Genomic DNA, 12,629 nt, shown 5'->3' on the forward strand with positions numbered 1-12,629 from the left:
CACTCGACAGCTCCTACAAGAACAAATCAAGAACAAATCAAAAGCAAATCAAGAGCAGGCCGGGTCGGACACAAGGAATCTGAACATGCTGCAAGTCGAAAAACTGCACCAGTACTACGGCGGAAGCCACATCCTGCGCGGCCTGACGTTTGACGTGAAGGTCGGCGAAGTCACCTGTCTGCTTGGGCGCAACGGCGTGGGCAAGACCACCCTGCTCAAATGCCTGATGGGCCTGCTGCCAGCCAGGGAAGGCGCGGTGAACTGGGAAGGCAAACCCATCACTGCGTTCAAACCGCACCAGCGTGTGCATGCAGGCATCGCCTATGTTCCGCAGGGCCGGGAGATCTTCGGCCGCCTCACCGTGGAAGAGAACCTGCTGATGGGGCTGTCGCGGTTTCCCGGCAGCGAAGCCAGGGAAGTCCCGGCGTTTATCTACGAACTGTTCCCGGTGCTGCTGCAAATGAAACAACGCCGGGGGGGCGACCTGTCCGGCGGCCAGCAACAGCAACTGGCCATCGGTCGCGCGCTGGCCAGCCGCCCTCGCTTGCTGATCCTTGACGAGCCCACCGAAGGCATCCAGCCGTCGGTGATCAAGGAGATCGGTGCCGTGATCAAAAAACTCGCGGCCCGGGGTGACATGGCCATTCTGCTGGTGGAACAGTTCTACGATTTCGCCGCCGAACTGGCTGACCAATACCTGGTGATGTCCCGGGGCGAAATCGTGCAACAGGGGCGTGGTGAAAACATGGAAGCAGAAGGCGTACGCGGGCTCGTTACCATCTGAGCCGTCACGCTCCGCTTCTTTTGACAAGGCACCAATTTGTCGCGTCGAAGCTGCGGTTGCGCACGCTATTGGTGCATCGCAATACTCAACAGCCACCTCCTGCCTGCAATGCCTTGCGGCACAGCCTTTGCAAACATCCTGACGACCTCTCGACAAGCATTGACTATGACTCTTCCGGCTTCAGGCGTTTTGTTCACCCCCAGTTGGCACGCCGAACTGGAACTAGGCTACGCCCGATTCGACAACACCACGCGCCCGGTCCAGCGCCGGCACAAAGGTCCGCTGCGGGTACAAAAACACCTGTATGCCGAAGGGCCGGAAGTCTGCCAGCACATCATCGTCCACCCACCCGGCGGTATTGCCGGCGGCGATCGACTGGACATTTCGGCCAGCGTCGAGGGCAATGCCTGGGCGCAAATCACCAGCCCCGGCGCGGCCAAGTGGTATCGCGCTGCTGGTCCCGCCTATCAGCAGCTGAATCTGAAGGTGGCGGCCGGTGCGACACTGGAATGGCTGCCCCAGGAGACGATCATCTTCAGTGCGGCCCAGGCTGAACTCAGCACCTCCATCGACCTTGAAGGCGATGCGCGCCTGTTCTACTGGGACGTCGTGGCCCTGGGCCGTCCGGCCAGTGGCGAGCGCTTCGACCTTGGGCATTTTCAGGCACGACTGGATGTGTGCCGCGACGGCCAGTTGCTCTGGCATGAACGTCAGCGCATTGTCGGAGCAGACGGTTTACTTGATTCGCCCATCGGACTGGATGGGCAACTGGTGTTTGCCACGTTGTTGGTGACGGGTGAGATCGATAGCGAACTGCTGGAGCGCTGCCGCTCGCTGCCCAACGACGTGCGCGGAGATTTGACCCAGTTGCCGGGGTTGCTGGTTGCACGGTGCCTGGCGAGTGAGGCGTTGTTGGCACGGGGCTGGCTGATTGATTTGTGGCGATTGCTCAGGCCAGCGCTACTTGGCCGCGAAGCGGTCCCCCCGAGAATATGGAACACCTGAATATGCATACCCTGTAGGAGCTGCCGAAGGCTGCGATCTTTTGATCTTGATCTTCAGCGGTACGGGAAAAAGATCGCAGCCTTCGGCAGCTCCTACAGTGGTATGGGTTGCAAGATTTAACCTTTTAAACTGCCGATTATGGATGTCTACGATGGACCTGACCCCACGCGAAAAAGACAAGCTGCTGATCTTCACCGCGGGCCTGGTGGCCGAGCGGCGTTTGGCGCGCGGCGTGAAACTCAATTACCCGGAAGCCATGGCCTACATCTCCGCGGCCCTGCTCGAAGGCGCCCGTGACGGCCAGACCGTGGCCGAACTGATGCACTTCGGTACCACCCTGCTGACCCGCGAACAAGTGATGGAAGGCATCCCGGAAATGATCCCGGAAATCCAGGTCGAGGCCACCTTCCCCGACGGCACCAAACTGGTCACCGTCCACCAACCCATCGCCTGAGGCCGCGCCATGACTTACCACATCCGCGATGCCGTGCATGCCGACTTGCCGGCCATCTGCGACATCTACAACGACGCCGTGCTCAACACCACGGCGATCTGGAATGAACAGGCGGTCGATCTCGGCAACCGCCAGGCCTGGTTCAGCGCCCGGCAATCCCAGGCTTACCCGATTCTGGTTATCGTCGACGGTGAAAATTCGGTACTGGGCTATGCCTCATTCGGTGACTGGCGACCTTTCGACGGTTTCCGCCACACCGTCGAGCACTCGGTCTACGTGCGCAGCGACCAGCGCGGCAACGGCCTCGGCCCACAACTGATGGAAGCGCTGGTAGAGCGCGCCAAAGGCTGCGGCAAGCACGTGATGGTCGCCGCCATCGAAAGCGGTAACGCCGCCTCCATTCGCCTGCATGAGCGCATCGGTTTCATCATCACCGGGCAAATGCCTCAGGTCGGTACCAAATTCGGTCGATGGCTGGACCTGACTTTCATGCAACTGACCCTCAACCCCGGCGCGCAGCCGCCAGGCATCAACCAGGAGTAATACCCGATGAACGCCGCCCAACTGCGACGCGTCAACGTTGAAAGCTTTGCGCACTATCGTCAGGGACTGATCGAACTGCTGCTCGATGCCGTCGGCTATGGGGCCAGTGTCGGCTTCATGGCCGGCCTCGATGCGACCCAGGCCCACGCCTATTTCGATGAGGTCCAGGACAACCTGAACAAGGGCAATCTGTTGCTGTGGGTGGTGGTCAAGGACGAACAGGTGCAGGCCAGCGTGCAGTTGGGTTTGTGCCAGAAAGCCAACGGCCTGAACCGCGCCGAAGTGCAAAAGCTGCTGGTGCGCGAACATGCCCGGCGTCGCGGTCTGGGCCAGCAACTGATGAACGCTCTGGAGGCCGCCGCCCTGCAGCACAAGCGCGGCATGCTGTACCTCGACACCGAGGCCGGTTCGCCCGCCGAAGCCTTCTACCAATCGCTGGGTTATACCCGCGCCGGTGAAATCCCCGACTACGCCTGCGACCCGAGCGGCCGCTACAAACCGACCGCCCTCTACTACAAGATTCTTCAGGGAGCCCATTGATGATTCCCGGTGAATACCAGATCCAGCCTGGCGACATCGAACTCAACGTCGGCCGCCGCACGATCAGCCTGAAGGTGGCCAACAGCGGTGACCGGCCGATCCAGGTCGGCTCGCATTATCACTTTTTCGAGACCAACGACGCCCTGGCGTTCGACCGTGCCGCCAGTCGCGGCATGCGCCTGAACATCCCGGCCGGGACGGCGGTGCGTTTCGAACCGGGGCAGAGTCGCGAGGTGGAGTTGGTGGATCTGGCGGGGCATCGTCGGGTGTTCGGGTTTGCCGGCAGGATCATGGGTGATCTCGATTAAAGATCAAAAGATCGCAGCCTCGCTTCGCGAGACAGCTCCTACAGAATTCACCAATGTGATCGCGGCCCCCTGTAGGAGCTGTCGAGCGAAGCGAGGCTGCGATAGCGAGCAACGCGAGCGGTTCCAAATTCAATTGAATCTCAAGGCGAACGAATGAAGATTTCCCGTCAAGCCTACGCCGACATGTTCGGTCCCACCGTCGGTGACAAGGTGCGCCTGGCCGATACCGAGTTGTGGATCGAAGTGGAACAGGACTTCACCACCTACGGCGAAGAAGTGAAATTCGGTGGCGGTAAAGTCATTCGTGACGGCCAGGGTCAGAGCCAGTTGCTGGCCGCCGACGTGGTCGACACCTTGATCACCAACGCGCTGATCATCGATCACTGGGGTATCGTCAAGGCCGACGTCGGTCTCAAGGACGGGCGCATCGCGGCGATCGGCAAGGCCGGCAATCCGGACATCCAGCCCAACGTCAACATCGCCATTGGCGCCAGCACCGAAGTCATCGCCGGCGAAGGCATGATCCTCACCGCCGGCGGCATCGACACCCATATCCACTTCATCTGCCCGCAGCAGATCGAAGAGGCATTGATGAGCGGTGTCACCACCATGATCGGTGGCGGCACCGGACCGGCAACCGGCACCAACGCGACCACCTGCACCTCCGGGCCGTGGCACCTGGCGCGCATGCTTCAGGCGGCCGACGCGTTCCCGATGAACATCGGTCTCACCGGCAAGGGCAACGCCAGCTTGCCGGAGCCGTTGATCGAACAGGTCAAGGCCGGTGCCATCGGCCTCAAGCTGCATGAGGACTGGGGCACCACGCCCGCGAGCATCGACAACTGCCTGAGCGTGGCCGACCGGTTCGACGTGCAGGTGGCGATCCACACCGACACCCTCAACGAATCCGGCTTCGTCGAGACCACCCTCGCCGCCTTCAAGGGCCGCACCATTCACACCTATCACACTGAAGGTGCCGGTGGCGGTCACGCGCCGGACATCATCAAGGCCTGCGGTTTTACCAACGTGCTGCCGAGTTCGACCAACCCGACCCGGCCGTTCACCCGCAACACCATCGACGAACACCTCGACATGCTGATGGTCTGCCATCACCTCGACCCGAGCATTGCCGAGGATGTGGCCTTCGCCGAAAGCCGCATTCGCCGCGAGACCATTGCCGCCGAAGACATCCTCCACGACCTCGGTGCGTTCTCGATGATCAGCTCCGACAGCCAGGCCATGGGGCGGGTCGGTGAAGTCATCACCCGCACCTGGCAGACCGCCGACAAGATGAAAAAACAGCGCGGCCCGTTACCGGGTGATGGCGCCGGCAACGACAACTTCCGCGCCAAACGCTACATTGCCAAGTACACCATCAACCCGGCGATCACCCACGGCATCAGCCATGAAGTGGGTTCGGTCGAAGTGGGTAAATGGGCGGACCTGGTGCTCTGGCGCCCGGCATTCTTTGGCGTGAAACCGACGCTGATTCTCAAGGGCGGCGCCATCGCGGCCAGCCTGATGGGCGATGCCAATGCCTCGATCCCGACACCGCAACCGGTGCACTACCGCCCCATGTTCGCCAGCTACGGCGGCTCGCTGCACGCCACCAGCCTGACCTTCATCAGTCAGGCGGCGCAGGAGGCAGGCTTGCCTGAAGCGCTGGGGCTGAAGAAGAAAATCGCTGTGGTCAAAGGTTGCCGCGACGTGCAGAAAACCGACCTGATCCACAACGACTACCTGCCGAAAATCGACGTCGATCCGCAGACCTATCAGGTCAAGGCCGATGGGGTTTTGCTGTGGTGTGAGCCGGCTGAGACGTTGCCGATGGCCCAGCGTTACTTTCTGTTCTGAACCGGTTGTTGCGCCCCACACAACGGCCTCGATCACAGCGTATCGAGGCCTCTGTCTTTTCCGCCGTTACTGATCCGCTGCGATCCGCAGGCGGTCCAGCCCGCCCCGAGTCATGGCCTCTCGCGTCAATGTTTTCAACTGCTGCGTGATTTGCCGATCGATGTCATTCAAAGCCTGAACATAGGCCTCGTCCGTCATGAGCTGGCCATTGGCAAATTCACTTTCGCTTTTGCCTAACTCGCGGCACAGCGCGGTGATTTCCGCCGCCACATCAGCCCTTTGCTCGACCGTGAGTCGTACACCATCGGCCCGGCGCTGCAACGCATCCTGCAAATCGATAGTGGCGTCGATCCTGCGCTTCAATCCGTTCAACTCTTCGCGGTAAGTAGACTCCAGCCAGGTTCGCCAGAGCGGTTGCTCGAAGAGGCGATCAATCAGCAGATCACCTTCTTCCAGCGCCTTGATCCGCTGGAACGCTGCCTCGATCATCTCTTTGCTGACCTCGGCGATATTGCGAAACTGCATGCCCCGCGCCTGCCACGGCAAATCCAGACGCTGCGCCAGATCGGTCATGTAGGCCAGGTGCACTTCCACTTCATCGATAGTGCCGATCACTTCGCCATCGGCGTCGTAGCGCCGGAACCGTTCGCCGTTAGCCAACCGCGCAGACACCCGCTGACGGGCAATGGCACCGAGTTCATCGAGCCGGGACTTGCCCAGTGCCAGCTCCAACAGTTGCGCCTCGATCAGGTCCGCACGCACCAGGGCGTAGGCTTCGTGAACCATCACCTGCACGCCCATGGCATTGAACAGTTGCGTACCGCCATCCACACACTCGGTGGGCGTTGCCGCCTCGTTGAACAGCTTGCTTCGCAGTTCACTGTCGCTGGCCATGGCTTCGAGCATGCGCCAGACCTTGGCTGTCAGTTCCGTCTGATAGGTACCGCCGGCCTTGAAGTCGGCGGACTGGGTGAGCTTGCGCAGTTCATTGAAAAACGGCACCGAACCAAACTCATCCTCGACTTCGTTCCAGATGTCCTGCTTTTCCTGCCATTGTCGCTCAGTCATGCCCATGTACCAATCCGCACTATCGAGCAGACCTCGGGGTGGGTATGGGCGGTCCGGGTCCATGCCGACCGACTCGATGTACATCCTGAGGGTGTCGAGATTTTCCGGTGAAATCCAGTGCGGCTCCCGGCTGATCACCGTGCGTGCCAGCAGCTCGGCGCGAAAGGATCCGGGCGCGACTTGCGGTATCCGGCTGATCGGATTGCGGCTCAAGTCAATGAAGATACTGCGTGGCCGCGATTGGGAAAACAGACCGACAGGCCAACTGTCCAGTCCGACATCGCTCAATATCAACACCTGCAAATGCGGCATCCGGCTGACATCAGGAATGAGCTTCAGCGGGTTGCCGCGCAGCGCCAACATCCTCAGGCGTGTCAGATTCTTCAGGCGATCAACCGCCAATACATCCAGTTCGATGCGGTTGTCGTTGAGGAGCAGGTCGGTGAGATGACGCATGTCTTTCACCGCCTGCGGAAGCGCCGTCAGCAGATTGTCTTGCAGGTTGAGGTAGCGCACCTGATGGAACGGGTCGAGGAACGACAGGTTCCCGGAACGCAACTGCCCACCGCGCAGGCTCAGGCTGGTGACATGATCGAAGTTGGCCTCCAGTTTCGGCAAGGTTTCCAGCAGTCGGCTCAGCCTGGGAATGTTGTCCAGACTCAACGCCTGTGGCCGCACTACCCCGGAAACCTCGATACCCTCCGGCCCGGTGCGCTGCCAGCATTGCCTGAGCGCTTTATAGATATTGTTTCGCGCATGCCACTCCGCCACGCCCGCCGGGGTAAACCGAGCGGATTGCGTTGGCGAATTCATCCAGCGTTGCAGGGTGCGGTTCAACTGGTTGAACTCGGCCTCCAGCACGCTCAGCCGTGCATGCACCGCCCCTTCGCCCTGACCGAAACCCGCCAGCAGTGTCTCGACCTCCTCCGAGGTAAAATCCGGATACAGTGCATGAGCCCGTCGTCGCAGCCCCTCGCCTTGCGATGCTTGTCGGGCATAGCCACGCATGCCGCCACGCAAGCGCATGACGCTTGGGTCGTAAGCCGGCCTGGTGATCGGGTGGTCCCGCAGAATCGGCTCAAACCGGGATCGATCCAGCGGCTGCGCCCTGACCGCTTGCTCAAGGCGTGAAGACTCATGGATTTCAAAGCCAAGCGCTATGCGCTCAGCGTCGGGCAAGGCATGCAGCACCGCCGCGTACAGATTGTCCGCACCGTGCAGATGTTGATCGCTGCCGTCCCGTGCCTCGTATTGGCCATCCTCACCCAGGACCAGCACTTTGCGGGTCGTCGCGTCGACGGGGCCGAGACTGTCGGTCAGTGATCCCGTGAATGAATACTCGCGGATTTCCAGACGCAGATCCGCCGGCCAGCCCGGCAATGCGGCCAGCGAGTGCAGCTCCAGGCGTGCAGTATCGCGATTGTGCAGTACGTCGAGGTACAGGCCTTCATAAGCCCGTGTCACACGCAGTTGTTCCGCTGCCTCCCGAGCTTGTTGAGCCAGTCTCAACGGAACACGTTTTTTTTCGTTCAAATGCTGCACATCCGAGGGATGCGCTTCACTCAGCAACTCCTGCGCCTGACTGACAGAGATATCAGCCCCATCATCCTTGAGCATGTTCACCAACGGATCGTCCGACCGGGTACGGCGCTTGTACAACAGGTCGAACAACTGACTTTTGCGCTGACGCGCCAGCGCCGCCCATTGATCACAAAGTGCCTGGACACGTTTCGGTTGGTCACCGGAATACCCTTCTCCAAGCAGTTCGCGCAGCGCTGTTTCGTCAAGAAAACCGACCACCCGTTCAGGCAACTCACCCGCAAGCAGTTCAGACCAGGTCATCTGCAAGGTATTGGTCGCTGACGCATTGGCGTAGCCATCCTTGATCGATACACCGGTCAGGCCCGGTCCCTGGAAGACTTCAATGGCCTTGTCGCCGGGCCAGCCGCGCAATTCCGTCATGAGTCGAAGCGAATAATCCGCCCAATCGTTACCGATCCGATGGGCCAGAATCTGTTGCGCACCGGCTTCAGCATCGGCATGGGCCTTGAAGCGCTTGAGAGTATCGGCCAATGACGCGGGCGGGGTTTCATTTTCGACATGAAGTCGGCGCAGCACGTTTTCATGCACGCCGCTGGCAGTCAAAACCTGCTCCAGGGTCTCATCGGAAAGCCCCTCCACCGAAGCGCCCAGACGCCTGAGCACTGCACGCCGATCCCATTCGAGCGGTTGATCGAGTTCGGTCTTCCAGCTGCCGGCACCGTTGTGCTCCAACAGCGGCTGATAGGCATCGGCGCGAGTCGGGTGTTGCAGCCGATGCTGGCCAGTGTCCGGGTCTTGCCTGACGGCATAGCATTTGTCTTCGAGGCGCAGCAGGTCCTGCTCCTGATGACGGTACAGCCCTGTGTCACCGGCCTTCGCTCCATCGGGCAATGTGATCGACTGCTCATAAGGAGCGAGGTCAGGGTTCCATAACCGCTCCTTGCCGCCGACTTCCACTGGCTTGAGCCCCTCGATAAACGGCGACACCTTGATCGGTGCGACAGCGGTACCGGGCAACACATGTCCGGCGCCCATCAGTGCCAATTGCGCGAAATTGATCAAGACCCCGTTGAAGTACGCCGAAGCCTGTTCCTTGTCACCCTTGCTCCAGTCCTCGACGCCTTCGGCCACCTCGGCGAGCATTTGCGCGACCATGATGCCGAGCATGGCTTCCCCCAGCCCCGGCACCAGCATTGCGGCGAAATTGAAAACATTCCAGCCGATCGACAGGTAACCGGTCAGGCGCTTGAAGCGTGCGTTGGCATCCTCATCGCCGGTTGGTACGGCGATCAACCGGGCATCGGCGATGGCCTTGTTACGCCGTTCCAGAAACAGGGTGGTCCACAGTTCATTCGCGATCTGGTTAGTCACCGGTTCCGCATCGGGATTTTCGACCGCCGTTTCACGCCACCACGGGCCCATGTCCAGCGGTTCGCGCTCATGCCAGGTGTAGGTCGTGAGACGCTCTTTGACCCGGGCGAAAAACACCCCCTTGTCCTTCTGCGCCACAAAGCGGCTGAAAAAGGCCTGGTAATCGGTACATCTCAACTGACCCAGGAGCGCCTTCATGAACGCGGTCAGCGAGGGGTACTCCTTCAACGGATGGTCAGGATCATCGGGCACATAAGCGATCAACGGACCGCTTACACGGCTCTGTTGATAGATATCCTCGCGGCGCAACAGCTCATCGCTCAACCCCTGCGGCCCATTGGCGAAGAAGGCTTGCAGCAGTTTGAATTGATCGTATTCCCCGCCTGGCAGAACAGGAATGCGGCGCGACCAGTCGATCCAGAATTTCAACAGGGCCGGCGTTAACGCTTCAACTTCGCGCTTTATTTGCGATGGCTCGCTGACCGCGCTGAACAACACGATGCCGGTCAACCGAAAACCCATCAGCGACAAGCGATGACCCTGCAACGGCCGGTCGTACAGCGTGATGTTTGCCTGCCCCTCACGCACCTGGCCCAGTTTGACGTAGGCATGGTCACTGATATCGCCCTTCAATCGGGCAATCAGTGCGGCCACATTAAAGGCCGCCTGCTCACTGGCCACCGAGTCTTGTTGCAAGGTTCGCTGTGCTTGCGGGGTATCGGGCAACAGGACGGACTTGATGTGCCGCTGGTATTGCCCGCCGATGTCCAGGCTGCGGCACAACGCGGCAAAATCCGGCAGGGCAATGGCCGGCTCCAGGCTGAGACTGCCCCGGCTGTCCTTGCGGTAAATACCGGAGCTGTTTCGGAACGCCCCTTCGACGGTTTCAGCGTCCTCGAAGTTGTGCAACGCCGCCTCCAGCAAGGTGGACTGGCGGACGCGACTGGCGCCGGTGTCGATGCCGAAGATGATCGTACTGGGCACCTCGAGCTGCACGCTGAGTTCATAGGCGCGTTCAACCGAGCTGAAGTTCGCCTGCAACATCTCCCTGAGCAGCGGTTCGGCGAAGGCCTCGATGTCGTGTTGCAAGCTGCCCAGGGTTTTGTCCAGTACGCCCTGCACACGCCAGCGTTCCTCGATCAACTGCTTCAGGTACTGGCGGTCGATGGCCCGTGCGCCGCTGTACCACTCGGGCATCGCCGGCTTCAGGGTTTCAAGGGATTTGAGCCTTGCAGGCGGGGCATTTTTCAGGGCGCCCGGTATCCCGTCGAATACGCGACGGTAATGCACGCCCTGGTGTTCGACGCCTGTGGTTTCAATCGTTTGCTGTGAATGGCTTCCATGCAATTCAGACACTGTTACATCACCTTGATGGCTGGATTTGAACCCACAGCTTCGCCAACCCGCCCGCCAAACAAAAGCCCAAATAACCGTTGGACCGCCCCTGGAAAAAGGCCTCCACCGTTCGAAATTCAAAGAGCCTTCAATACATAAGTACCGCCATAGAGACCTGGACTTATGCCACCGAACGAGCGGTCGTGTTTTTTCCGGCAAAGGGACTACTATTCGATTCGCTGTCCCCGATTCATGCTCAGGTAACCGCCATGCGTCTTTCCGAATTCATCGTGCTACAGGTTGATCGCATCGTCGATGAGTGGGAGCAGTTCGCCAAAACCATTACCCCGGCCGCCGAGTCCATGGACAGCGCCGCCTTGCGCGACCATGCCCGGTCGATCCTGCTGGCCGCGGCCCGGGACATGTGCAAGCCCCAGACACCCTCCGAACAAGCGGCCAAGGCACGCGGCGAAGGCCCGGAGAAAACCCCGAGCCTCGACGAGGCCGGTGCCAGCCATGGCGAGTTGCGCCATACGGTGGGTTTTGATCTGGTGCAGATGACCAGTGAATTCCGTCATTTGCGCGCCTGTGTCATCCGCCTATGGGTCAACAGCCTGCAATCGCCTGACCTGGCCTACTTCCAGGACATGATCCGCTTCAACGAAGCCATCGACGAAGCCCTGGCCGAATCCACCGCCGCCTATGCCGAAATGGTCAACCGCTCCCGGGACATTTTCCTCGCGATCCTCGGTCATGACCTGCGCGCGCCCCTGCAGGCGGTGAGCATGTCCACCGAAATCCTGCTGCGCAAAGCCGCACTGGAAGGGGATGCGCTCAAGTGCGCGATCAATATCCAGCGCAGCTCCGGACATCTGGCGGTGATGGTCGGGGATTTGCTGGAACTGGTGCGCAGTCGCCTGGGCAAGCACCTGCCGATCGAACCGGCGCCCATGGACCTGGCCGAAGCGGCACGGGACGCGATTGCGCGGGCCTGTGCCGGTCAACCGGAGTGCGATCCGACCCTGACCGTACAGGGTGACACCCGCGGCACCTGGGACCCGCGCAGGGTCGATCAGATGCTGCAAAACCTGATCGGCAATGCCTTGCAGCATGGCTCGAGCAAACGTGAAGTGTCCTTGACCCTCAAGGGCGAGGCCGACAGCGTTCGGCTAACGGTGCAGAACGACGGAGTCCCCATTCCCAGCGATGCGATCGCGACCATTTTCGACCCGCTGGTGCGCAGTGCCAGCGAAGAACTCGGCGAGCCCACTACCAGCCTTGGGTTGGGGTTGTTTATCGTCAAGGAAGTGGTCGACGCCCACCAGGGGACGATTGAGGTCAGCTCCAGTGAGATGGATGGCACGACCTTTACCGTGGTGCTGCCACGCAAAACCTGAAACGCCCCGTGTAGGAGCTGCCGCAGGCTGCGATCTTTTGATTTTGCTTTTGAAGTTTTGCATCAGCTGGAGCAATGAAACACAAGATCAAAAGATCGCAGCCTGCGGCAGCTCCTACTCGACCAGCAACCGCCCCAAGCGCTGCTTGAGCATGCGGTTCTCGGCGCGCAGCTGCTGTACTTCTTCGAGCAGGTCCAACGCCAGGGCGACGCCTTCCCACTCCAGGTCAAGGTCGCGCCGCAGCTTGGCGGCGCGCTTGGCCAGGGTCAGCTCATAGTCGTTGAAAACCCAGTCCTTGGGCTGAGCGCCCTGAGGTTCGAGGATGCCGTGCTCGACGATTTCGATCACGTAGACGTCCGACAGCTCGGTCGCCTCACAGAATTCTGCCATGTCCAGTTGAACGATCAGGGGACTGCTCATTGTCAGTG

The 12,629-nt window shown here is 60.5% G+C and carries 10 protein-coding genes; 8 read left to right on the forward strand and 2 right to left on the reverse strand.

All coding sequences use genetic code 11. The annotated features are described in order from the left end of the window. Positions 1 to 85 precede the first annotated feature (85 nt). The 7 genes from urtE (at position 86) to ureC (ending at position 5,488) form a co-directional block, all read left to right on the forward strand. Entirely contained in the window at positions 86 to 784 is a 699-nt protein-coding gene (gene urtE / locus AC3WJW_RS04040; protein WP_126048981.1) for an urea ABC transporter ATP-binding subunit UrtE, read from the forward strand. A gap of 165 nt (positions 785 to 949) precedes the next feature. After that, a complete protein-coding gene (locus tag AC3WJW_RS04045) occupies positions 950 to 1,789 on the forward strand; it encodes an urease accessory protein UreD (protein WP_493725207.1) in 840 nt (279 codons plus the stop codon). A 151-nt stretch (positions 1,790 to 1,940) separates the two neighbouring features. Continuing rightward, positions 1,941 to 2,243 carry an urease subunit gamma gene (gene ureA / locus AC3WJW_RS04050; protein ID WP_057397787.1) on the forward strand — a complete coding sequence of 101 codons (303 nt, stop codon included), beginning with the start codon at positions 1,941 to 1,943 and terminating at the stop codon, positions 2,241 to 2,243. A gap of 9 nt (positions 2,244 to 2,252) precedes the next feature. Then, positions 2,253 to 2,786, forward strand: a complete 534-nt coding sequence (locus AC3WJW_RS04055) for a GNAT family N-acetyltransferase (protein ID WP_493725208.1) — start codon at positions 2,253 to 2,255, stop codon at positions 2,784 to 2,786. A gap of 6 nt (positions 2,787 to 2,792) precedes the next feature. Beyond that, the gene (locus tag AC3WJW_RS04060; protein WP_493725209.1) at positions 2,793 to 3,326 is read left to right on the forward strand and encodes a GNAT family N-acetyltransferase; all 534 of its coding nucleotides are present in this window, start codon (positions 2,793 to 2,795) and stop codon (positions 3,324 to 3,326) included. Next, complete coding sequence (locus AC3WJW_RS04065; protein WP_493725210.1) at positions 3,326 to 3,634, forward strand: urease subunit beta; 309 nt, start codon at positions 3,326 to 3,328, stop codon at positions 3,632 to 3,634. The genes AC3WJW_RS04060 and AC3WJW_RS04065 overlap by 1 nt, the downstream gene beginning before the upstream one ends. Positions 3,635 to 3,787: 153 nt before the next feature. Beyond that, a complete protein-coding gene (ureC, locus tag AC3WJW_RS04070; RefSeq protein WP_493725211.1) occupies positions 3,788 to 5,488 on the forward strand; it encodes an urease subunit alpha in 1,701 nt (566 codons plus the stop codon). A gap of 66 nt (positions 5,489 to 5,554) precedes the next feature. On the opposite strand, the gene AC3WJW_RS04075 is transcribed toward ureC, so the two are convergent. Then, positions 5,555 to 10,825, reverse strand: coding sequence for an NEL-type E3 ubiquitin ligase domain-containing protein (locus AC3WJW_RS04075; protein WP_493725212.1), 5,271 nt, complete (start codon positions 10,823 to 10,825; stop codon positions 5,555 to 5,557). Positions 10,826 to 11,073: 248 nt separating this feature from the next. On the opposite strand from AC3WJW_RS04075, the gene AC3WJW_RS04080 reads away from it, so the two are divergent. Continuing rightward, a complete protein-coding gene (locus tag AC3WJW_RS04080; protein ID WP_493725213.1) occupies positions 11,074 to 12,201 on the forward strand; it encodes a sensor histidine kinase in 1,128 nt (375 codons plus the stop codon). A 114-nt stretch (positions 12,202 to 12,315) separates the two neighbouring features. Here AC3WJW_RS04080 and AC3WJW_RS04085 read toward each other — a convergent pair whose 3' ends face one another. Next, the gene (locus tag AC3WJW_RS04085) at positions 12,316 to 12,621 is read right to left on the reverse strand and encodes a chaperone modulator CbpM (protein ID WP_007979663.1); all 306 of its coding nucleotides are present in this window, start codon (positions 12,619 to 12,621) and stop codon (positions 12,316 to 12,318) included. Between the last annotated feature and the right edge of the window lie 8 nt (positions 12,622 to 12,629).

This window comes from Pseudomonas sp. GW821-FHT07G06 (genome assembly GCF_058986625.1).

What these genes read in the sequence shown, in the direction of transcription:
- urtE (WP_126048981.1), top strand. Translation starts at nt 86, where the DNA reads ATGCTGCAAGTCGAAAAACTGCACCAGTACTACGGCGGAAGCCACATC.
- AC3WJW_RS04045 (WP_493725207.1), top strand. Translation starts at nt 950, where the DNA reads ATGACTCTTCCGGCTTCAGGCGTTTTGTTCACCCCCAGTTGGCACGCC.
- ureA (WP_057397787.1), top strand. Translation starts at nt 1,941, where the DNA reads ATGGACCTGACCCCACGCGAAAAAGACAAGCTGCTGATCTTCACCGCG.
- AC3WJW_RS04055 (WP_493725208.1), top strand. Translation starts at nt 2,253, where the DNA reads ATGACTTACCACATCCGCGATGCCGTGCATGCCGACTTGCCGGCCATC.
- AC3WJW_RS04060 (WP_493725209.1), top strand. Translation starts at nt 2,793, where the DNA reads ATGAACGCCGCCCAACTGCGACGCGTCAACGTTGAAAGCTTTGCGCAC.
- AC3WJW_RS04065 (WP_493725210.1), top strand. Translation starts at nt 3,326, where the DNA reads ATGATTCCCGGTGAATACCAGATCCAGCCTGGCGACATCGAACTCAAC.
- ureC (WP_493725211.1), top strand. Translation starts at nt 3,788, where the DNA reads ATGAAGATTTCCCGTCAAGCCTACGCCGACATGTTCGGTCCCACCGTC.
- AC3WJW_RS04080 (WP_493725213.1), top strand. Translation starts at nt 11,074, where the DNA reads ATGCGTCTTTCCGAATTCATCGTGCTACAGGTTGATCGCATCGTCGAT.
- AC3WJW_RS04085 (WP_007979663.1), bottom strand. Translation starts at nt 12,621, where the DNA reads ATGAGCAGTCCCCTGATCGTTCAACTGGACATGGCAGAATTCTGTGAG.